This window comes from Parascardovia denticolens DSM 10105 = JCM 12538 (genome assembly GCF_001042675.1).
GTDB classification, from domain to species: Bacteria; Actinomycetota; Actinomycetes; order Actinomycetales; family Bifidobacteriaceae; genus Scardovia; species Scardovia denticolens.
In genome coordinates this window covers 573,224-595,002 of record NZ_AP012333.1, presented here as the reverse complement: position 1 = coordinate 595,002, position 21,779 = coordinate 573,224, and the positions used below count along the sequence as shown (strand labels likewise).

Below are 21,779 nucleotides of genomic sequence, written 5' to 3'. Positions count from 1 at the left end.
ACTTAAATTTACAGAGATTCATGGTAATCTACAGAAATTCATTGAAATCCGCTAATTCACTTAAGGAATTCGCCGATGACCTCGTAGGCCTCCACCTGGCTCATCTTCCCGCTATCGATCAGATCCGCCCCCTGCTCCTGCAAGTCCTTCAGGGAGAGGGACCCGGTCAGCAGGTCTTCGACGAAGAGGGCGGTGGAAGACAGCACCAGAGGAGGGGCGAAGGAGTCGCCTTCCTGCCCTCCGGTCCACAAGTGCATGTCCACCTTGTCCGCCCGATTGACGGCCAAGACCAAGCCGAATCCGTTGACCATGGATGTCAACTGTTTGGCGGCCTGTTCGGGCCGATCGCCGTCCAAGTCGGTCAGAATGGCGCAGGCCCCCTGTGGAGAGTCAAGACAGAGAGCCGAAATCTGGGAAAGCTTGCACAAGGCGGCGAGAAAGCGGGCGGACCGCAACTGGGTGATGAGAAGGGCGACTTTGGCCTTATTGCCTAAGATCCCCTGCAGCTGCTCATCGAAATCCTCCAGCTGGTCCAAGTCCTGATCCAAGCCGTCACCCAAGTCCTGACCCCAATCATCGCCCAAGTCCTGACCCGAAGAACCGTCGTGCGCCGAGAAGGAGGCGAACTCGCTTTCGAAGTCGGACAAGGCCTTGTCGATCTCTTCGTCCGACAATTCGTCTTCCCTCTCTTCGCCCTTTCTTTGGCGGTTACCCTCGTTCATCTTGCCTTGGTCGTTCGAACCGTTCAATCCCTTCGGGCCCTTTGAATCATTCGGACCGTTCGAGCCACCCATGTCGTCCGAGCCGTTCGTCTCGTTGATGTCATCTGCCTCGTTCATAGTCCCACCTTAGCAAAGGCTCCCTCACCAAGCGGTTCGGCCATTTTGGCCTTCTTCGCCGATTTCTTCCCCGCGGCGATCATCAGCTTGATGCGGTTGAGCTGGTTGGCCTCGGAAGAACCGGGATCGTAGTCGATGGAGACGATGTTGGCTTCCGGATGCTGCCGACGGATCTCGTGGAACATCCCCCGGCCGGTCACATGGTTGGGCAGGCAGGCGAAAGGCTGGGCGCAGATGATGTTGGGGGTCCCGGTCTCGATCAAGTCCACCATCTCCGCGGAAAGAAGCCACCCCTCCCCCGCTTGGACGCCGATGGAAGTGACCGTCTGGGCCTTCTCCATAAGCTCAGGGATGGTCGCGTCCAGGGAGAACTTGCCATGGGAGAGTGCGAGCGCCTTCTCCACCACGTTCCGGTATTTCTCCGCCAGAAAACGGGCCAGTTTGCGCACGGGGACGGCCTTGAAGTCCTGCCCCAGAACCCGCTGGTTCCATGTATAGGAGTACATGGTCTGGGTCATGAACTCCATCATGCCGGGGACCACGGCCTCGCAGTCCTGGGACTCGATCACCCTGACCACGTTGTTGTTGGCGTCCGGCTGGTATTTGACCAGGATCTCGCCGACCACGCCGACCCGGGGCTTGCGGGGGATGCGGCGCAAAGGCAGGGAGTCGAAGGCCCGGACGATGCCCCGGCATAGTTGGCTGTAAGTCAGATAGGGCCTGCCGTAATGTTTCTTCGCGGTCGTGGAAAAACCGTGATGTTCCAGAGTCTCGCGGCCGATCGCATCCCAGCGGGCGTAGAGCCGGTCCGCCGACCCCGCCTCCTGTTCGTAAGGCCGGGTCCGGTAGAGGACTTTCATGAGCAGATCCCCCAGATAGAGGGCCTTGACCGCCCGGTGCAGCAAGGCGGGGGTGATGCTGAAACCGGGGTTGTCCACGAACCCCTGAGTGGAGATGGCGATGACCGGGACCTGAGGGTAGCCGGCATCCACCAGGGCCTTGCGGATTAAGCCATAATAGTTGGTGGCCCGGCACATGCCTCCGGTCTGGGTGATGGCCAGGGCCACATGGTCGGGGTCATACCGGCCTTCGGCGATGGCGTTGACCAGCTGACCGACCACCAGGATGGAGGGATAGCAGGCGTCGTTGTTCACGTATTTCAGGCCGAACTCGATATCGGCTTTGGAGGCGTGTTCCAGCAGCTCCGCCTTGTAGCCCCCGGAACGGAAGACCGATTCCAGAAGGCCGAAATGGACGGGCGACATCTGAGGCAGGAGGATGGTATGGGTCTTCTTCATCTTTTTGGTGAAGGGGACGATTCTGGCGTATTTGGACATGGTGGCGCCTTTGCGGACCGTCCGGTGGAAACCGGTGGTCGTCGTGGCCCCGGAGGCCCGTTTGGCCCTTTCCTCTACGGCGGCCTTGAGGGACCGCAGGCGGATCTTGGCCGCGCCCAGGTTGCTCACTTCGTCGATCTTGAGGACGGTGTAGACGTCTTCCTTCTCCCCGAGGACCTCCTGCACCTGATCGGTGGTGATGGCGTCAAGCCCGCAGCCGAAGGAGTTGAGCTGGACCAATTCCAGACTGGGATACTGGGAGACGAAGCGGGCGGCCGCGTAAAGCCGGGCGTGATAGGCCCACTGGTTCATGACCCGCAAAGGAGGCCGACTTCCCTGGCTGTCGGCGTAGACCTGATGGGAGGAATCGAAAGCCTCCTGGAGGGGGTCATCATATTCGGCCACGGTGGCATAGTCGCCGGAAGCGGTCTTGGATCGACCTTGCAAAGTCGCCTGGCCGGTCGACCCGAGTCCAGCTGACCCAAGTCCGGCAGGCCGCGAAGCCAATCCCAGGGCCGCCTGCCCATCGGAGATGAGTTTGGCCCCCCGCAGGTTGTAAGGGTCATACCCGTCATCCACCTGGCGGAAGCCGTCCTTGGTATGAAGCCGGGGGTTTGCCTCCTCTTCGCCGATGAAGGGGGTCAAGTTCAGTTTCCGTCCCGGCTCCAGCCAGGAGACGGAATCCTCGGTCAGAACCACCATCCCCATGGTGCAGATGGCTTCGGGGATGCCGTGGTTGATCTCCGGGTCCACATGATAAGGCCGCCCCGCCAGGACGATCCCCCTCAGGCCGTGCTCTTTCATATAGGTCAGGGCCCGCAGGCCTTCCATCCGCACGTCATGCTTGAAGATCTTGTCTTCGGCGTAGGCGGCGGCCACGGCCTTCTCCGCCTCTTCCCGGCTGACCTGGGCCCAGGCGAACTCCTCCACGATCCGGTCCACCATCTTGTCGGGATTGGCCATGTTGAAGTAGGGATGCATGTAGCGGATGGCCGGGTCCCTCAGCTCCTCCATGTTGGCCCCGATAACTCCGGGATAATTGGCCACGATCGGGCAATTGAACTTGTTGTCTTGGTCGGGGGCCAGCTCCTCTTCGAAGAAGACGCACGGGTAGAAGATGGTGGTGATGCCTTTGTCCAGCAGGTCCTTCATATGGCCGTGGGCCAGCTTGGCCGGATAACAGATGTTCTCCGAAGCGATGGAATCGATCCCCTTCTGGAAGAGCTCGTGGCTGGACCTGCGGGAAAGCTCGACTTTGAATCCCAGACTAGTCAGGAGGGTGAACCAGAAGGGATAGTTCTCATACATGTTGAGCACCCGGGGAATGCCGATGGCCCCGCGGGTGGCTTTTTTGTCGGACAGGCGACGGTAGCCGAAGACCCGCTTGTACTTGTAGTCATACATGTTGGGCAGGGGCGAGCGCTTTTTGTTCTTGTCTCCCCCGCGTTCGCACCGGTTGCCGGTCACATAGCGGGACCCGTCCTGGAAGGTGGTGATGGTCAGCTTGCACTTGTTCTGGCAGAGATTGCAGACATCCCTCTCCGTGGTCATGCTCAGCTGGTCCAGCTGGTCTCCGGACAGCATGGAGGTCCTGGCCGGCTGGCCGCCATCCGCTTCGCCGCTTCCGGAGGCTTCGTCCTCGTCGTAATGCATGCGGGCGGTCAGAGCGCAACCATAGGCCCCCATGAGCCCGGCGATGTTGGGCCTTTCCACCTGACGGCCGGTCAAGAGTTCGAAGGCCCGCAGGACGGCGTCGTTCAGGAAGGTGCCTCCTTGGACCACCACGGTATCCCCTAGGTCATTGGTGTCCCTCAGTTTGATCACCTTGTAGAGGGCGTTGCGAACCACGGAATAGCACAGCCCGGCGGCTATGTCTTCGATGCTGGCCCCTTCCTTCTGGGCCTGTTTGACCGAGGAGTTCATGAAGACCGTGCAGCGGGAGCCCAGGTCGACCGGGGCCTGGGAGCGCAAGGCGGCTTGGGTGAATTCGTCGATGGTCAGGTCCATGGACTGGGCGAAGGTCTGCAGGAAGGAACCGCAACCGGCCGAGCAAGCCTCATTGACGGAGATGGATTCGATCACCCCGTCGTCGATGGACAGGTATTTCATATCCTGCCCGCCGATGTCGATGACCGAGGTGACCCCGGGGCTGACGATCTCGGCCCCACGGTAGTGGGCCATGGTCTCCACGACCCCCTCGTCGCAATGCAATCCGGCCTTGATCAGCCCTTCCCCGTAGCCGGTGGTGCAGGAACGGGCGATGTAGGCCTCGGCCGGCAGGACTTTTTCGATTTCCTTGATGATGTTCGCCGCCGCCAGCAAGGGGGACCCTTCGTTGGCCCCGTAAGAGGACCAGACGATTTCCTGGTCATCGTTGATCAGGGTGGCCTTGATGGTGGTGGATCCGGCATCGATCCCTAGGAAATGCGGGCCTTGAGCTCCTTCCAAGGTCCCTACGACCACATGCTCTTTGCCATGCCGGCGGCCGAATTCCTCTCTCTCCTGCGGAGTCAGGAAAAGGGGCCTCATGGTCCGGTTCTCCGAAGGCAGGTTTTTCAGATTGTCGATGTCGTCCAAAAGCTGCCTGCAAGTCCGGGGGGCGAAGATGTCAAGCCCGCTTTCTTCATGCCATTTCTTGGCGGCGGCCGGGATGTCGGCCGAGTCGGGGTTGGAGGCGGCCAGGGCAGCCCCATAAGCCACGTACAGATGGGCGGATTCGGGGGTGATGAAGTCGTCCACCCGGTCAGAGAGCAGCCGTTGGAAGGCCGCCCGCAGTTCGCTCATGAAGAAGAGGGGGCCGCCGAGGAAGACCACGGTCCCTTTGACCGGGCGTCCATTGGCCAGGCCGGCGATGGTCTGGGTGGCCACGGCGGCGAAGATGGAAGCGGCCAGATCCGGTTTGGCGGCCCCATCGTTGATGAGGGGCTGGAGGTCGGATTTGGCGAAGACCCCGCAACGGGAGGCGATGGGATAAAGGACCTTATGGTCTTTGGCCAGATTGTTGAGCCCTTCGGCGTCGGTGTCGAGCAAGGTGGCGGTCTGGTCGATGAAAGCCCCGGTGCCTCCTGCGCAGGAACCGTTCATCCTCTGTTCAGGGGTCGGCTTGAGGTAAGTGATCTTGGCGTCTTCCCCGCCCAGTTCGATGATCACGTCAGCCTGGGGGTAGGCCTCTTCGATGGCGTCGGTCTCGGAGATGACTTCCTGGATGAAAGGGACATGGATATGGTCGGCCAGGCTGATGCCCCCTGACCCGGTGATGGCCAGTTGGACCGGCTCCTCCCCCCGTCCGGCCGCGGCCAGGGTCTGATGGATATCGGTCAGGAGCTCTTGGGCGGTCGCCCTCACATTGGCGTGATGCCGGCGGTAATCGGCGAAAAGGACCTGAGGGTCGTCCTGGCTGAAAGGCTGATGGATGCGCTGGCCTTCGGCGTCGAAGCCGTAGCCTTGGTCGAGCACGACGGCTTTGACGGTGGTCGATCCAACATCCATGCCAATGCGAATTGCGGTCATGACGCCTCCTTTGCCCTTATACTATCGAAGGGATTGCCCCTGTGGACCCGCGGATTCGGCCGGAAAAGCCCCTGTGCGTGTCGTTTTCCATCTGAAAGCTGAAAGCGGCGGCCTCCCGCCTGCGGCCGTCAGCCCTGAATTATCTCCAGCCCGATGTCTAACCGGGTCGTAGGCCTGAATCGCTAAAATGAAGATATGTTGAATTCGGATACGACCATGGGGCAAGGCCCCCAGCAGGAGCCGGCCCTTTCCCGCGACACCACCCCGGACAATCCCTGGTCCGTGGCCCATTTGAGCCAAAAATGGCATCAGGCTGTGGAAAACTGGCCGGCCACCTGGGTGGAAGGGCAGATCCAAGAAATCAATACCCGCCGGGCTGGCTCGGTTTACATGACTTTGCGCGACAACACCGAAGAGGTGACCGTTCAGGTCTCCGGCTGGCGGAACTTCGCCTATCAGGCCGCTCAGTTCGTCCAGGGGGACAAGGTGGTCGTCCATGGCCGTCCTGAGATCTGGATGAAAAGGACCAGTCTCAGCCTCATCGGGGATGACATCCGCCGGGTGGGCAAGGGGGACCTCCGTCAGCAGATCGAGGAGCTCCGTAAAAAGCTCAAAGGGGAAGGCCTTTTCGATGAGGCGAACAAGGTCCCTTTGCCCGAGTTCCCCCGTCGGATCGGCCTCATCTGCGCCCCCCAGGCCCGGGCCGAGGGGGACGTGGTCACCAATGCCAAACTGCGCTGGCCGACCATTGAGTTCACCATCGAACACGTGCATGTGCAAGGAGAGCATTGTCCTGAGGAAGTGATCGCGGCCATTCGGAAGCTGGACGCCGACCCGACGATCGACGTGATCATCGTGGCCCGCGGCGGCGGCGCTTTCGAAGACCTGATCGGGTTTTCCGATGAAGGGGTCGTCCGGGCTGCGGCGGCCTGCGTCACCCCCCTGGTTTCCGCCATCGGGCATGAGGATGACTGGACCTTGATCGACCTGGCGGCGGATATGCGGGCCTCCACCCCCACCGACGCGGCCAAGCGCGTGGTGCCGGACGTGATGGAACAGCTGGCCTTGGTAGCCGAGGCGCAAAGAAGAATCAGAGAACGTCTGACCTATCGTCTGGCATCCGAACAACAGCGCATCGACGCTTACAAGAACCGGCCCAGTCTCACCCGGCCAGGCAGTATCGTGGAGCGTCCCCAGCTTCTGGTCGACGACGCGGTCCGCCGCCTGGATGTGGCCGTCCGTCGCCTGACGGATGACGCCTCTTTCCGGATTGAAAAACTCCACGCCAGCCTGACCGCCTTGAGCCCCCAGGCGACCCTGAACCGCGGCTATGCGGTGGTCCAGGACGACCAGGGCCACGTCGTCTCGGATGCCGCCCTTTTGACGGTAGGTCAGAAGCTGATCCTGACCTTGCACAGGGGGAAGGCTTCGACGACCGTCGACCAGACGCGACCAGCGCCGACGGAAGCGAAGAAACGCCAAGGATAAGGAAGACGAGAAGAGCAAGGGGCGACAGCCCCCTATCCACCGCCCCGCATAACCTGATAAACAGACAAGCAAAGGAATATGATCATGGCAAAGACAAGCGCCGAATCGGAAGAGACCGGCAAGCGGCAGGATGTTTCCTCCTCCCTGACCGAGGAGGAGACCAAGGCGATCGCTTCCCTGTCTTACGAGCAAGCCCGCGATCGACTGGTCCAGGTCGTCCAGACATTGGAAACCGGCGGCCTGGATCTGGAGGACTCCGTTCACCAGTGGGAGTTGGGGGAGGCCCTGGCCAAGCGAGCGCAAACCTTGCTCGACGACGTCCGTGCCAAACTCGACGCCGCCCAGGCCGACCAGGTGGCCGCAGGCGCTTCCGCCGGGACCCAGGGCAATATGGAACAAGCGTGAGATCGATATCCTCCCATCTGATTACGATTCAACGTTGATGCATGATGACCGTTGCAAGTAGAGAAAGGAGAACATGGAATCAATCGCTTACATCAACGCCCTTCAGGCGCAGGCCACCGATCCGGGCAATGCCGTCAACCGACGCGGGGCCGCACTGTCCGAAGCGAAGAAACGTCTCCTGCGGCTTCTTGACCTCCAAGAGGAGATCGACGGCTGGAGGAAGGGGTTCGAGTCGGCCCAGGACCAACGTCGGTCGGTTTTATTCGCCTTGAAATCCTCGGGAGTCGACAGCCGTATCGCGGTGGGCTATTGTCAGCGTATGGAAAGCGTCGTCAACGGGAATTCCGCTTTCGCCGCTTCCGACAGCTTCACCCATACTTTGAAGAAGCTCGCTGACGATATTGAAGAGACTCGGCTGCGTATAAGTCATCTGACCAGGTTGAATTGATACCCTGCGGGCGGATGAGAACCATCTTCGCCAGCGGATAGACAGATTGGAGCAGGAAGGATGAGCGTCTCAGGAGAAGACCCCGAACTCGTCATCAAGGATGAGGTTTTCACACAGGCGGGTAAGAATTGTTCCACTCAGGGGAGGCGGCTGGAGGAGGCTTTCGGCAGCTATCTGACCATTCTTCAGGATATCGCCGATCATGCGGTGACGAGCGGAGAAGTCCATGATGCGACCACCCAGTTCATCGCTCTCGCCAAACAAATCAAGGGCAAGTTGGATGGCGCCGGAAGCCGGGGGAAGAAGATCTGCGACGGCTTCGTTCTCCAGGTGGACCACGACGACCAATATCTCTACTGAAAAGACAAGGATTCCCTACAAGAAGAAGGACTTGTGACCCAGATCAACATCGATGGAAAAGAACTGGCCAGTCAGGTCGCGAAACTGAGAAAATTGGAAAGTTCATTGCGAACGACTGTGAAGAAGACGGATAAAGGCGAGGGCACTGGTTCCGCGCAAAAGACCGCCCTCCTGCTGGAGGAGGATTTCGACGGTGCGCGCGCGGCGCTGCTCACCCTGGTCAGCAATTCAGCCGCTTTTTATCAGAATGTCCTGAACAGCATGAAAGGCGCGGACGCGAACGCCGCGCAGGGATTCGGAGGTGTCAGATGATGCCGACGCGAGATTTCACAGCCGCCACGAAAAAACGCCTTTTAGCCGTTGTCAAAGAGGTCACCGTCCCCGCCGACGCGCCCTGGTATAAACGTTTCTGGGATTGGTGCGGCGACAATGAGCCGAATGGCGTCGAGGAGAACGATAACCTCAAGCAGGCGTATATGCATGGGACGGCCATTGATATCCAGGATTATCATAAAAGGATCATCGATCAGAACAACACCTCCCGCCAGACGATTGAGAAGATATGGAAAACGGTGAACGCCGACAACGACGCTTACGCCTCCCGTCTTGCCGCCGTCAGGACCGACCTGCTTTCCCTCACCCGTCTGCTGAAGGAACTGGCGGGGACCGTCAGTCCGTCGAATGGCTCTTTCACCCCGGCTGGCGTCAGCAGGATGCAAGATGATTTCTCCCGATACCAGAAAAACGAGATTCTGCTCAACAAGCTGGCCGACAAAGGCCTGACCGCCCAGGACTTCGGGAAAATGGACCAGCAGGGGCAGAAAAGCTTCATGGATGACCTTCTTCCCGTCTGGCTGCAATCCACGAACCTGTCCTCGGCTGAAGGCTCGTGGACCATCCCCCTCGGCCCGAACCTTCAACTGACATACACCGTTTCCGTGACCGGAGACAAAGACAAGCCTTACGTCTCACGGACGATCTCCCGCCAAAAGATGGACATTCTCGCCATGAAGAACCTGAAATTCGGCAAGGGAAGTCTCAGCTGGGACGAAGACGGCCTGCACGCGGACTCCGAAGGACCAGATGTTCCCCTCCAAAACTATCCCGAGGGAACCGATCCCCAGCTTGCCGGCGGTTGGACAACGAGTAGTTCCACTTCCTCGGGAACGGATGGAACGTTCGAAGAGAGTTTAAGTTTATCGAATAAAAATACTACCTATACGATTACGCGCGGTGGTAATATACCTAAACAATCAGTCCATTTCAGCTATAAGGTTTCGACGGACCTCGATAAGACAAACATCAGCAGCGAAACGAAAATCGAAGCCAGCGTCCATCAGTCCGGCTGGGGCAAAATACCAGTGCCGGCGTCTCCCGTCCCCGCACCATTTCCCATCATGCTGACAATGCCTTCCATTCCACGAATAACAATGCCCGAAATAACGCTCCCGGAGGTAGATGTCGATCCCGAAACCGCCCAAGCCGTGACCCAGGGCGTAGTCATGACTGGGACCGTTATAGGCTTCATCGCGATTTTGGCCCATTACGCGCCCTACCTCGCGCTTATCGCTGCATAAAAATATATATGCACACATTAGCAGACTATTTCAGAAATCAGCAAGACCCAGAAAGCACCGATAATGGAAAAAGACAGAAACACTCCACGATGGCGTAATACGATTCCAAGATTCGTCTGGGCGATCGTCATCGTTTTCACCCTCATCCTCGCCGGGGGCATCACCTACGGCGTCCGGCACGCCCACGACCATGCCGCCCGGCCAGCCCAACAACTGGTCACCATCACCTTCGACGCCAGCTTCATCCGCCAGGTAAAACTCACGCCTAAACAATTCGCAAAGACATTTCACACTATGCTAAGCGTGAAAACGAAGAGATCGTACCCCACGAAAAACGGGGCGGTGATCATGGAAGTGACCCCAGCCCAACGCACACGGATGATCCGCAACGGCAAGGAATTCCTCTCGACGGTCTCCGCCCCCTTCCTCAACGACAACCCGAAATACCATTACAAAGTCAGCCCCGACTACAAACGGATCGACATATGGATGGACGAGACAGCCAGCATGGAGGCGTACTTAGCGATAATAGGTGGCGTCCCCAACGTCTACGGCTTCCTTTATTACATCACCGGCCACACCGGCCCCTGGGACATGACCACCACCATCTACAACTGCAACACAGGAAAACGCAAACTCACATTTTCCTATTGGAAACAACCCCGAATTACCTGGCCACTAAAAATCCTCAAATAGAGGAAACACAACGGAAAACCCGCCTCCTCGCAAGCGCGGACTTATACAGAGCGGACTTATACAGAAAGGAACGCATGATGAAAACGACCCTTTTCCACGATAGAATCACCATAGATTTACCGGAGAATTATTCGGTGTGGGACCAGGACCTCCCTCCGTTGCCAGGAGTCACGCGATCCCCTGGCAACGACAACCTGGAACCCGACCAGAAGAGCGGAGTCTTCTCCGACACGCCGGACGAGTCTTCCTCCAGCGTCTTCTATCGAAGCGGGAGATGCCCGGAGACCTTCCTCCACTGCCTGGAGACGGGCAAGGAGTGGGGAAAGGCTGAACTGAGCGAACGCTTGAATTCCTATCACATTCTCTTCACCCGTTCCCTGCCGCTTTTCAAGGATTATGACCTGGCCTTCCGCCCTCTGAAGGATGACATGGGTTCCGCTCTTGGCCAGATGCGGTACTCTTTCGCCTCTCCGGACAAGGAATGGTATGGGGTCCTTCTGGTTTTTCCCATCGGCGTCGCCAGCCAGAAGGAGGCTCTGATCAATATGGTCTGCCCGATCCCGGATTCGCGGAACGCCATGTTCGAGTTCGCCTCAATCGCCGATTCGCTGACTCTGACCAGCGCAAGCCCGGAGGCTTCTCCCTCTCATCAATCAAACCCGTAGAGGAGGGTCCCTGCGGCGCTTTTCCGCCCACGAATTCCTCAGGCCCATCTTCCGCTCAGATTTTCGGCTTTGATGCAACCACAGAATTCCACCCAGAGAGAATAAAAGACGGGATGCAAGCGGAAATCACCCTCAACTCGTCGGCAGGAGCGAGTCATAATAAGGATATGGAATTTACAGATGTCATGAAAGCGCGCCATTCGGTGCGTGATTTCTCTCCTAAGCCCGTCAGCCCTGAAACCATCAGGGAAATCGTCCGTTTGGCCGGTCACGCCCCCAGCTGGGTGAACGCCCAGCCCTGGCATGTTTACGTGGCCATGGGCGCGACCTTGGACCGCATCAAAGAGTCCCACATGCGCCATGTGGAAAAGGGAGACCCCTCGCAAGCGGATTGGCCCATCATGCATCGTGACCAGTGGGGGCAGGAATCGGCTCGCCACATGGCTGACTTCCGCCAAACCCTGGCCGCCCTGCAAGAGGCCCATCGGATAGACCCGGAGGCATGGGCTCAGGCGGAAACCGGGCTTTTCCGGGCGCCTGCCGTCGCCTATCTGACCGCCCCTCGCGTGGACAACCTCTGGCCCGCCTATGATCTGGGGGCATTCGGCCAGTCGCTCATGCTGGCGGCGAAAGACAAAGGCCTTGATTCCATCCCCGCTTATGAATTCGTCCGTTACCCTCAGGAGATTCGGACGGAATTCTCCATCCCGGATGACCAGGCCTTGGCTGTAGGAATCGCGCTTGGTCATCCCGGCGACTCCCCCTTCAATCTTCTTCATCCCCAGCGCGAGGGGATTGGCCAATATCTGGTGATCAAAGACTGAAATCAGGCTTGGACCAGACCGGTTCCATCAGGCCCCTCCACTTGGAACCCGAAAAGGTCACCCGGCTGGCATTCCAAGGCCTGGCACAGCTTGGCCAGGGTCTCGAACCGGATGGCTTTGGCTTTGCCGGTCTTCAGGATGGACAGGTTGGGCAAAGTGATCCCCACCTTTTGCGACAGTTCGGTCAGGCTCATCTTCCGTTTGGCCAACATGACATCAAGAGTGCAGACAATCATCAGACCGTCAGCTCGCTTTCGTCCCGCAGACCCGTAGCTTGGGCGGTCACGTGGCTCAGCGCCTGGAAGATGACCCCGATGACCAGACTGGCCAGGATGCCCAAGGGGACCATGACATAGCCGAAGAAGGGTTGCGCGGCGTTGGGAATGGCCAGCAGGAGCGCGCCCAGGAAGATGATGGCCGCGTCAGCGTAAGCGAGACGGGCGATCAGGCGCAGGCGTCGGCAAGTGCCGGCCGTGAAGGCCTTCAAAGGTTCGGTAAGACTTCCGCTGATCCGCCAGCTTTGCCAGAGGGCGAGGAAGATGGGGATGGAAACGCACCAAGCGTAAAGGAGACACGGCCAGAAGGCCCATGAGAACTCCGGGTTCTCCGCTTTGATGGCCTGACCCGCCCAAGGAAGGACGAGGAAGAAGAACAGTAGACAAAGAACGGCGATGACGACGATGGCTACCCGTAGAAAACGGAAGACTTTCGTTTTCGGATTTGCGTTCATTTCACACTCCTGCTAAGGCTTGATCGGTTGACACAGTCATGATATCACAAAATTTATCGAATTTCAATATATCTTTATCGTATTTCGATAATTTCTCTCTCTTGCGGTACACGAAGGGGTCAAAGAATCAGGAGGCGCCAAAAAGCAGCCATCAAGAAGCCTCAGGAATAAAAATCACGCCTTCAGGGTTCGTCCCATTCCTGGCGTAATGAAAAAGCAGTCGATGAAACTTGCCGGGTAAGGGATGAAAGACCCATCGACCACCATCCTCTTGATCCCGTCAGCATCCGCCCAAGAGACCTCTTGCACCTCTTCCGCCTGCAAAACAAGCCGATCCAGGTCGCAGTCGGCTTTGAAGAGATAGATGTCATCGAAGCAACCGTTTTCCGTGACGGTCAGCAAAGGAGGATCGTATCTGAAATCATGCCGGATTCCCAGCTCCTCGAAGAGCTCCCGTCCCATGGCTTCTTGACTGGTCTCTCCGGCTATGGCGCTGCCGCTGGCCGTCATATCCTATAGGTTGGACCAGGATTCCTTTGTGCCCTGCCTTTTCTGGACCAGCATCAGCCCCTTGGAATTGAAAAGACAGGAATGGACGATGATGCGGAAAGTCCCTTGCGGCTGGGCGTCCCCACGGACCATGGTCCGTCCAAGCCGGACCCGGTCTTTCGAATACAGATCACACAATTCCATAAAGACCTCCCCGGGTCGTTCTCTTGAGCGGATCCCCATTTTATGCAGCTCCCGACGACAGTGACGACAGCCTCCCCGTCGCAAGGTAGCGGGGGCATGTATCATAGAGGATGGTGTTCGCCGACGAGCCTTGACAAGGCGACTTGGACAAGCGGAAGGCGAAGACCCGTGCCCTGGTAGCTCAGGGGATAGAGCACCGCTCTCCTAAAGCGGGTGTCGTGCGTTCGAATCGCATCCAGGGCACTGTTTCATCTCATCTTTTGTATTTCTCTTATTGTGGTTTTTATTCTTTTATTTTGATTCCGCCGGCTTGGCCAGAACGTCGTTCAAGGCCTCAGCCATGGTCGGATGGGTGTAGATCATGTCCCGCAGGAGCTCGTAGGCGAGATGACCTTTCATTGCCAAGGCGATGATATTGATGATTTCATGGGCCTCATTGGCGTAGATGGTGGCGCCAAGAATCTCATGACTGGACTTGTCCACGAGGATCTTGTAGATGCCCCTCTGATTCTCCATGACGCGAGCCTTGGGAACGGCCGCCGCAGGAAGGGAGAAAACCAGGTAGTCCTTGCCCGCTTCCAAACCGGATTGACGGATCTGGTTTTCGGTCATTCCCACATGGGCCAAAGGCGGGGTGAGGAAGGTGGAAGAGGGGACGGCGAACCGGTCGGTCGTGGTCCTCTTCCCTTCGCCCGCAAGCTGGTCGCGGATGATGCGGAAGTCGTCCAAAGAGATGTAGGTGAACTGGGGGCCTCCGTTCACGTCCCCCAAGGCCCAGACGCCGTCCACGCTGGTCCGCAGATGCTCGTCCACGGCGATGGCCCCTCTCTGAGTCACCGCGATGCCCGTATTCTCCAGGCCCAACCCTTCGGTATTGGGCCTGCGGCCGGTTGCCAGAAGGACGGCGTCAAAGGAGGCGGATACAGACTCGCCAGCCTCATTCCGATAAGTCACCTGGACCTGGGAACCATCATCCACGATGGAGGAAGGCTTGGTTTTGACGATTGTAATTCCCAAGTCAATCAAGTCCTTCGTCACCAAAGCGGCCACGTCCTCATCCTGATCCATCAGAAGCCGCTGATGATGGTCGAAAACGGTCACCCGGGACCCATAGCTGGAGAACATGCCGGCGAATTCCAGACCGATGTGGCCGCCGCCGACGATGGCCAGACTGGCGGGGTTGGTCGGCAGCTCCATGGCTTCTTTGGAAGTGACGATCCTCGGCCCCAGCTCCACTCCGGCCGGGATGTTCGGCCGGGCTCCGGTGTTGATGAAGATCCGCTCCCCGGTCACCTGCAGGTCTTTCCCATTCGCCAACTTTACGGCCAGGGTATGATCATCCAAGAAGGAGGCTGTCCCGTTCATGACGGTGGCGGTCTCTTCGTCGGCCACCATATGGTAATTCTTGGCCCTCAGCTGCTCGGTCATCCGCTCGCGCTTGACCGTGGCCTGGTCGAAAGGAAGACCTTTCTGCCCGTTGAGGATCAGATTCTTGGAAGGCAGGCAGCCTACGTTGATGCAGGTGCCCCCATACATTTGGTCGGATCTCTCGATGACCAGGACCTCCTCTCCCCTGCCGGCCAAAAACTTAGCCAGGGTCTTGCCGCCTTTACCGAAACCGATGATGACATTGGTGAAGCTGTAATGTTCCATGGCTCGCCATCATACAGGTCCGCTCGCCCAATTCAAGCCCGAAGACCCTCCCTTCCTTCGCCAGCATAATCGATTCTCTGCCGTCCTCCTGGTATCCTGAGATTTATCACAAGCATGAGAATGCGCGAAAGCACGACGAGGACCGAGGCGACGATGCGGCAATTCCAGAAATCTTCCAAGCTTGACAATGTTCTCTATGACGTCCGCGGGCCGGTCGTGCAGGAGGCCGCCCGTATGGAAGAGGCCGGCAAGAAGATCCTCAAGCTCAACATCGGCAATCCGGCGACTTTCGGCTTCACCGCCCCCGACGAGGTCATTCACGACATGATGAGCAATCTGACTGAAAGCGAAGGCTACTCGGATTCCCGTGGCCTCTTCTCCGCCCGCAAAGCCATCATGCAATACTGTCAGCTGAAGAAAATCCCCAACCTGGACATCAAAGACATCTATACCGGCAACGGGGTCAGCGAACTGATCAACCTAGCCATGCAAGCCCTTTTGGATGACGGTGACGAGATCCTCATCCCCGCCCCCGACTACCCGCTCTGGACGGCCTGCGCCACCTTGTCCGGAGGGAAAGTCATCCATTACCTGTGCGACGAGCAGTCCGACTGGTACCCGGACATAGCCGACATGGAGAGGAAGATCACCGACAAGACCAAGGCCATCGTGGTCATCAACCCCAATAATCCCACCGGGGCCGTCTATCCCAAGGAGGTTCTGGAGCAGATCGTCGACCTGGCCCGCAAGCATGGGCTCATGATCTTCTGCGATGAGATCTATGACCGTCTGACCATGGATGGGGCCGAACACGTATCCATCGCCTCCCTGGCCCCCGACCTTTTCTGCGTCACTTTCTCCGGCCTGTCCAAGTCCCACATGGTGGCCGGTTTCCGCGTGGGCTGGATGGTCATCTCCGGCAACAAGAGCCTGGGCCGGGACTATATGGAGGGGATCAACATGCTTTCCAACATGCGCCTCTGTTCCAACGTGCCGGCCCAATCCATCGTGCAAACCGCCTTGGGCGGCTATCAAAGCGTGGAGGAATACCTGCGCCCGGGCGGACGGATCCACGAGCAAAGGGATTGCATCTACGACATCCTCAAGGAGATCCCCGGCGTCAGCGTGGTCAAACCCCAATCCGCCTTTTACATCTTCCCCAAGCTGGATCTGAAGAAGTTCAACATTCGTGACGACATGCAGTTCGCTTATGACTTCCTCTTCCAAAAGCAGGTGCTGGTGGTGCAGGGGACCGGATTCAACTGGCCGAAGCCCGATCATTTCCGCATCGTCTACCTGTCCCACCGGCGGACCCTGACCGCGGCCGGGGAAAAGCTGGCCGACTTCCTCAGCACCTACCGCCAGTAGGGGTCGCGGGCCTAAAGCATGCGATGGGATTCCTTTTTCAGCTCGTCCACCAAGCCAGCGGTGATGATGCCGGAAGGCATGGCCACGACGACCACTCCCATGATAGAGGAGATCATGGCTATGGCTTTGCCCACATCCGTGGTCGGATACAGGTCCCCATAACCCACGGTCGTCAGGCTGACGACGGCCCAATACAAAGCATCAAAGAAGGTATGGAAGGTCTGCGGCTCCACGTTGAAGATGATCAGGGCGGTCACCAGAACATAGCCCATGGCGAACAAAAAGACGGCGATCAGGGATTCCCTCTGCTTGAGCAGGACCCTGGCCAAGGCCCGCATGCTCTTGGAATAGCGGATGAATTTGAAGGCGCGGATGGTCCTGAACAGGCGCAGGACCTTCAGCGAGCGCCAGACGGAGTCCAGGCCCAGGAAGGTGGGCAGGATGGACAGGAGGTCGATGATGGCCATGGGGGTGAAAGGATAGATGAAAAAGGAGACCCTGCCTTTGCCCAGACGCAGGTCGGCCGTGACCCAGCGCGCGACGTAATCGATGATGAAGATGACCGTGCAGCTGATCTCGATGACTGAGAAGATGGTCCAGGTCTGCTTGAAACACAAGGGGACCAGGCAGATGGCGATGATCGCCGTCATCACCTGGCCGTAAAGCACGGCCACTTTGTTCCGCCCATACAGCATGGTATAAAGCTGGCGGCGCAGTCCCAGGCTCCGAGGGGAGACTTCATCCGATTCATCCTCGGAGACGTCGTCATCCGAGATCTCATGCAGGAGATTGTTTGCCATCTGCCACCATCCTCAACGCTGCATCCAGCGATGCCTCTAGTAGAAACTCTACCGCATCCGCGGTCTTGACGTGTCAAGCCGGGCTGGTGAGCGGTTTGCGGCGAGGCCGGAATCGAAAAGAACCGCCCGGCCGGGCTCGGGCGATTTCACCCCGGAGTCCGGTCAGACGGTTCTTTTGCCTGATGCAGAACAGAAGGCGAAGGCTATCCGCCTGCTTTGTCCGATCTACTTGTCCAATGCCACGTAAGGCAGGACTGGCCCGCCTTCGACCGGCTTCATGACCGCATGCTGGTCGGTGGACCCGGTGACGGCATCGATGGCGTTGCTGTCGGTCAGGTCGGTGTCGAAAGGAGACTTGTCGGAGACTTCTCCCCGGCCGCCGCCGAAGCGGTAGTCTCCGGTGCCGGCCGGGCAGGTGACCCCTTTGTGGCAATCCAGCGAATAGACGGGGCGCACGTTGCCCACCCCTTCGCCATCCTCGGAAGAGGAGTACATGGAGACCTGATAGCCGGCCTTGGCCAGGTCGAAAGCCCCCAGCAGGGAGGCGTCAAAGGAGGCGACGACCTGCCTGCCGCCGACCACGTCCAGGTCGATCCCGCCCAGCTTCCTGCCGTCTTTGTCGTAAACGCCAGGGCCATACTGGGAGTCGGCGTTGCGGCCGTCCACGACCACGGCGTACCGCCAGGCTCCGGCCGCGTTGGTATTGGTGCCGGGAAGGAGCGGGGTGGTCGTGGCGGCCTGGTCGCCGGGAGCGGCGGCCACGGCCGTGTCGGACAGATAATAATTGAGCCTTTGCGTGCTCATCTGGTTCGCGGACCAGGGATTGCGCACGTCCCCGGCCATGGAGGCGACCAGGCAGATCTTGTCCCCGTCCCGGTAGACCTTGACCCCTGTCAGGTCGAAGCTGCCCTTGTTGAAGGCCCCGTCGGTCGGATAGATGTAGTCGCCGTCGCCGTCATCATCACCCTGAGGGTCCTTCAAGGAGCCGACCAGGTTGCCGTAAGCGGTCAGGGAGTATCTCTGCGAGGCGCTGGCCCCTTTATCCCCGTAAGCGGTGATCCTCACCCGGTTCTCCACCAGGTTCAGGGTGAGGTCCCCGGCGTAAGAGCCTTGGGAGACCGGCAGCTCCGTCTTCTTGCCGTTGACGTCCGCCACGACTTTGCCGGCGTTGGTGGTGCCGGACACATGGACCGTCCTCGAGGCGACCACGGATCCGTCGGTCAGACCTTTCACGGTCAGGCTGGGGACCTGGCCGGACGGCTCCTTGGAAGCCACGGCGTCCCACATGTCCCAGGTGGCCGGGTCGAAGTTGATCCGGCCTGGTTCCGCGATGGCCCAGTTGTCCCCGGCCTTGCGGATGGTCTCATCGCCTACCGTGTAGTTTTCCAGGATCAGACCTTTGGCCCCTTTCTCCGGCCCGCCCAGAGTCACGGCCTTGCCCTGCGGGTTCGTGAACAGTTTGAGCACGTTCTGCTGCAAGGTGTACGGCTGGCCGTTCCAGGCGTCCACATGGAAATTCTTGATGCGGACGTTCTGCGTGTTCGACAGGGCGTAGATCCTGATGGCGCAGTTGGTCATGCCTTCCACGGTCGTGTTGGTGAAAGTCAGGTTCCTGATGGTGGTCGACGGGTCGGCCTTGGTGGTGGAGTTCATATCCTCCCAATGGGAGGAGGAGTTGAAGATGCAGGTGTTGTAGCCCACGGAGTTGAAATACATGCGGTTATGGATGATGGAGGTCCCGTCGACGGTGATCCCGTCGATGTTGCGGGGGGACCAGCCCCATTGGATGACCGGGCCGTTCTCGTTCTTCCAGATGACCGTGTCCCTCACGCTCACGTCCGAGTGATACAGCTTGAGCACGTCGTCATTGGAATGGAAGAAGGTGTGCCGCATCCGGGACCCCTTGTAAAGCTCCAGGCCATCGGTCTGCCAATACCAGCTGCCGACCTGCTGATAGTCGCTCACGTCCATCTTGAAGGAGTCCTCATCCCCATAGACCACGAAGGAATGGTAAGGAGGCTCCTTGATGGTCACCCCCTGCAAGGTCAGCTTCTGTTCAAGCCCTTTGGTGGATTCGAACTGGAGCATCTTCACGCAGGAGGAGTGGCAGTTGTCCTTGTTCGCCGCCCGATGGTCGTAGCCGCCTTCGGTATCGGCCTCGTAGACGTACTGTTCGCCGGAAAGGACGCCGTAACCGGTCACCTTGTAAAGCCTCTGCTGACCGCCCCGGAAGCGGAAAGCGCCTTTGACGTAGGCCCCAGGAGCCAGGTAGATCCACTTGACGTTGGCGGGGAGCAGGGCGCTGTATTGGGATCCCATCCAGTAAGTGCCGGGCTTGAAGTAGAGGACCTGGGCCTTGGTGTCGTCCAGGTTGGGGACCTGCCCCGGCTTGAGATAGAGGGTCTTGCCTTTGTCCGCCGGGATGAGGGTGGAGGAGGAAGCGACGAGGGGCTGGGCGAAGACGAGCATGGCGTTCTGCGGCTCGGATTCCACCCGGCGTTTGCCTTCTGCCTTTTTGATGGTCAGGCCGTCTTTGGCGTCGGCGTAGACCATGCGCACCTGGGGCGCGAATTCCACGGAGAAGCGGTAGCCGGTCCGGGAGGCGGGGACCTTGATGGCCACCGTGTGGTCGTCGACCAGCTTCTTTTTGAAGGCGAGGCTGCGCGGACGGATGGTCACCTGGTCGACGGAGGAGACCCTCTGGCCGGTGGTCAGGCTGACGTTCACCCAGGTGTCCTCGCTGTATTCGAAGCTGGTCCAGGACATGGTCATGTGGGCGTCGGAAGCGAATTCGGCCCCATCGGTGGAGGTATAGCCGGGCTTCCGGTCATTGCCTTTCCCGTTGCGGGGGACGCTCAGATAGGTGAAGGAATCATAGACCTTCCGCGGCTTTCCGGCTTCAATGACCCTGGCCGAGTAGAAGGGCGACTGTCTGACCTGCTTGGCGGCGATGGCCGGGCCGGCGCTTTTGAAGGCGCCGGCATGCCACCAGGTCTTGAGGGTGGGGGTGTCGGCCACTTTCGGCTTGGTCGGGCTGGACTGAGCCGCCACGGGGGCCGCGACGGACGTGGGGGCTTTCGAGGCGGCGACGGCCGAGGCGGGGTTGGCCAGGGAGGCCATGCCGCCTGCGAGACCCAGTGATACCAGGAAAACCAGGGATTTTTTGACTGTTTTCTTCATATGTGTGGCCACAGTCATAGCCACTTCGCTATGTGTACTCACGAAGGGCCATTGTAATGAGCTTTTCTGTCAGAATCTGAGAAAACGGAAATATCTCTGCAAATTTGCAAGAATTTTTGTAAATTATCTTTATTATTGCTGATTTCTTGCGACATTGATGGCGTGTCGGCCCCCTCTCCGTCCGTCCCTCGCATACTCCCCCCCCTCCCTTATAAGGCTAAGAATCCTCTACCCCTTAAGGGAATTTTCAGGGTAAACCCCCATAGATTCGCCTGCAAGACCCTTCTAGACTGAAAGCATGCAAACAGCTCGCGAGCGGATATCCACGAAAGGTCAGCCGCGGCGCGACAAGGGCGAAGACCTCGCCGAAGTATCGTGAAAATCTCACGACAAGAAAGGTGCAGACATGAACATCAATCAAGACATGGCCCCGGTCCTCATGGCCCGCAACGTCTCCGTGCAATACCATCTGGAATCGGAAAGCAAGGGCAAAGGCAAGGACGGCAAGAGTATGGACGGCAAGGGTGAAGGCGTTTCGCCCGCCTCGGACGCCGACTCTCTGAACGGGTCGGTCCAGGCCCTCTCCCACGTCAACCTGGACATCCTGCCCGGAAGCAGCCTCTCCATCATGGGCCCTTCGGGCTCCGGCAAGTCCACCCTCCTCCACGTGCTGGCCGGCATCCTCCCTCCCACCCAGGGAACCGTCCTTTACAAAGGCCGGGACCTAGCCAAAGAGTCCGACTCTTACCGCACCAAACTGCGCCGGTCGGACTTCGGCTTCGTCTTCCAATCGGGCCAGCTGATCGAAGAGATGAGCGCCCAGGAAAACGTGGCCCTCCCTCTCATGTTGGACGGGATCAGCTACGGAAAAGCCATGAAGACGGCACTGAACTGGCTGGACCTGCTCGGCCTGCAGACCCTAGCCAAACACCGCCCGGGCGAGATGAGCGGCGGCCAGAGGCAGAGGGTCTCCATCGCCCGGGCCCTGGTCATCAAACCGTCCATCGTCTTCGCCGACGAACCAACCGGGGCCTTGGACCAAGCGACCGGGGAAAGCATCATCAGCCTGCTCACTTCCTGGTGCTCCAGGACCGGGGCCAGCCTGATCATGGTCACCCACGACCCTCACGTAGCCCATGCCTGCCAAACCACCATCCACATGCAGGACGGCCGAATCCTCAACCTGTAGCGGAAAGCGGGAGACCA

Annotated in this window: 20 protein-coding genes and 1 tRNA gene; 12 read left to right on the top strand and 9 right to left on the bottom strand. The window is 59.0% G+C overall.

Going from position 1 to position 21,779, the window contains the following annotated elements; genetic code table 11:
* Nucleotides 1–56: 56 nt before the first annotated feature.
* Nucleotides 57–839 (bottom strand): hypothetical protein, encoded by a 783-nt coding sequence (locus PSDT_RS02500; protein WP_006289859.1) that lies wholly within the window; start codon nt 837–839, stop codon nt 57–59.
* A complete protein-coding gene (locus tag PSDT_RS02495) occupies nt 836–5,686 on the bottom strand; it encodes an acyl-CoA dehydratase activase-related protein (RefSeq protein WP_006289858.1) in 4,851 nt (1,616 codons plus the stop codon). The genes PSDT_RS02500 and PSDT_RS02495 overlap by 4 nt, the downstream gene beginning before the upstream one ends.
* Nucleotides 5,687–5,881: 195 nt before the next feature.
* Between PSDT_RS02495 and xseA the strand changes: the two genes are divergently transcribed.
* From xseA to PSDT_RS02450, 9 genes are all read left to right on the top strand, one after another.
* Nucleotides 5,882–7,174: an exodeoxyribonuclease VII large subunit gene (gene xseA / locus PSDT_RS02490; protein ID WP_006289857.1), complete on the top strand. Its 1,293-nt coding sequence runs from the start codon at nt 5,882–5,884 to the stop codon at nt 7,172–7,174.
* 78 nt (nt 7,175–7,252) lie between these two features.
* Nucleotides 7,253–7,579, top strand: coding sequence for an exodeoxyribonuclease VII small subunit (locus PSDT_RS02485; RefSeq protein ID WP_006289856.1), 327 nt, complete (start codon nt 7,253–7,255; stop codon nt 7,577–7,579).
* A 73-nt stretch (nt 7,580–7,652) separates the two neighbouring features.
* A complete protein-coding gene (locus PSDT_RS02480) occupies nt 7,653–8,027 on the top strand; it encodes a hypothetical protein (RefSeq protein ID WP_006289855.1) in 375 nt (124 codons plus the stop codon).
* A 60-nt stretch (nt 8,028–8,087) separates the two neighbouring features.
* Nucleotides 8,088–8,387: a hypothetical protein gene (locus PSDT_RS02475; protein ID WP_006289854.1), complete on the top strand. Its 300-nt coding sequence runs from the start codon at nt 8,088–8,090 to the stop codon at nt 8,385–8,387.
* Between the two features lie 33 nt (nt 8,388–8,420).
* Complete coding sequence (locus PSDT_RS02470; protein WP_006289853.1) at nt 8,421–8,699, top strand: YwqI/YxiC family protein; 279 nt, start codon at nt 8,421–8,423, stop codon at nt 8,697–8,699.
* Entirely contained in the window at nt 8,696–9,964 is a 1,269-nt protein-coding gene (locus PSDT_RS02465; protein WP_006289852.1) for a hypothetical protein, read from the top strand. Before PSDT_RS02470 ends, PSDT_RS02465 begins: the two co-directional genes overlap by 4 nt.
* A 63-nt stretch (nt 9,965–10,027) precedes the next feature.
* The gene (locus PSDT_RS02460) at nt 10,028–10,660 is read left to right on the top strand and encodes a hypothetical protein (protein WP_006289851.1); all 633 of its coding nucleotides are present in this window, start codon (nt 10,028–10,030) and stop codon (nt 10,658–10,660) included.
* Nucleotides 10,661–10,734: 74 nt separating this feature from the next.
* Complete coding sequence (locus PSDT_RS02455; protein ID WP_006289850.1) at nt 10,735–11,325, top strand: hypothetical protein; 591 nt, start codon at nt 10,735–10,737, stop codon at nt 11,323–11,325.
* 167 nt (nt 11,326–11,492) lie between these two features.
* Nucleotides 11,493–12,149 (top strand): nitroreductase, encoded by a 657-nt coding sequence (locus PSDT_RS02450; protein WP_006289849.1) that lies wholly within the window; start codon nt 11,493–11,495, stop codon nt 12,147–12,149.
* Nucleotides 12,150–12,151: 2 nt separating this feature from the next.
* Here the strand turns inward: PSDT_RS02450 and PSDT_RS02445 are convergent, their stop codons facing one another.
* The 4 genes from PSDT_RS02445 to PSDT_RS08405 all read right to left on the bottom strand — a co-directional run bounded on the left by PSDT_RS02445 (nt 12,152) and on the right by PSDT_RS08405 (nt 13,572).
* Nucleotides 12,152–12,388, bottom strand: coding sequence for a helix-turn-helix domain-containing protein (locus tag PSDT_RS02445; protein ID WP_171821005.1), 237 nt, complete (start codon nt 12,386–12,388; stop codon nt 12,152–12,154).
* Nucleotides 12,385–12,879: a DUF2975 domain-containing protein gene (locus PSDT_RS02440; RefSeq protein ID WP_006289846.1), complete on the bottom strand. Its 495-nt coding sequence runs from the start codon at nt 12,877–12,879 to the stop codon at nt 12,385–12,387. The genes PSDT_RS02445 and PSDT_RS02440 overlap by 4 nt, the downstream gene beginning before the upstream one ends.
* A gap of 174 nt (nt 12,880–13,053) precedes the next feature.
* Complete coding sequence (locus PSDT_RS08410) at nt 13,054–13,389, bottom strand: NUDIX domain-containing protein (RefSeq protein ID WP_006290583.1); 336 nt, start codon at nt 13,387–13,389, stop codon at nt 13,054–13,056.
* A gap of 3 nt (nt 13,390–13,392) precedes the next feature.
* Nucleotides 13,393–13,572: an NUDIX hydrolase gene (locus PSDT_RS08405; protein WP_050755057.1), complete on the bottom strand. Its 180-nt coding sequence runs from the start codon at nt 13,570–13,572 to the stop codon at nt 13,393–13,395.
* A 170-nt stretch (nt 13,573–13,742) separates the two neighbouring features.
* On the opposite strand from PSDT_RS08405, the gene PSDT_RS02430 reads away from it, so the two are divergent.
* Nucleotides 13,743–13,815: transfer RNA gene (locus PSDT_RS02430), tRNA-Arg, on the top strand.
* 48 nt (nt 13,816–13,863) lie between these two features.
* Here PSDT_RS02430 and PSDT_RS02425 read toward each other — a convergent pair.
* Nucleotides 13,864–15,225, bottom strand: coding sequence for an FAD-dependent oxidoreductase (locus tag PSDT_RS02425; protein ID WP_006289845.1), 1,362 nt, complete (start codon nt 15,223–15,225; stop codon nt 13,864–13,866).
* 114 nt (nt 15,226–15,339) lie between these two features.
* Between PSDT_RS02425 and PSDT_RS02420 the strand changes: the two genes are divergently transcribed.
* Nucleotides 15,340–16,593 carry an aminotransferase class I/II-fold pyridoxal phosphate-dependent enzyme gene (locus PSDT_RS02420; RefSeq protein ID WP_006289844.1) on the top strand — a complete coding sequence of 418 codons (1,254 nt, stop codon included), beginning with the start codon at nt 15,340–15,342 and terminating at the stop codon, nt 16,591–16,593.
* Between the two features lie 11 nt (nt 16,594–16,604).
* On the opposite strand, the gene PSDT_RS02415 is transcribed toward PSDT_RS02420, so the two are convergent.
* Both PSDT_RS02415 and PSDT_RS02410 read right to left on the bottom strand, forming a co-directional pair.
* On the bottom strand, nt 16,605–17,393 hold the full coding sequence (locus PSDT_RS02415) for an ion transporter (RefSeq protein ID WP_006289843.1): 789 nt from the start codon (nt 17,391–17,393) through the stop codon (nt 16,605–16,607).
* A 225-nt stretch (nt 17,394–17,618) separates the two neighbouring features.
* Nucleotides 17,619–20,591 (bottom strand): family 49 glycosyl hydrolase, encoded by a 2,973-nt coding sequence (locus PSDT_RS02410; RefSeq protein ID WP_006290587.1) that lies wholly within the window; start codon nt 20,589–20,591, stop codon nt 17,619–17,621.
* 388 nt (nt 20,592–20,979) lie between these two features.
* Here PSDT_RS02410 and PSDT_RS02405 point away from each other — a divergent pair, with 388 nt between their 5' ends.
* The gene (locus tag PSDT_RS02405; RefSeq protein WP_006289841.1) at nt 20,980–21,762 is read left to right on the top strand and encodes an ABC transporter ATP-binding protein; all 783 of its coding nucleotides are present in this window, start codon (nt 20,980–20,982) and stop codon (nt 21,760–21,762) included.
* Nucleotides 21,763–21,779: the final 17 nt, after the last annotated feature.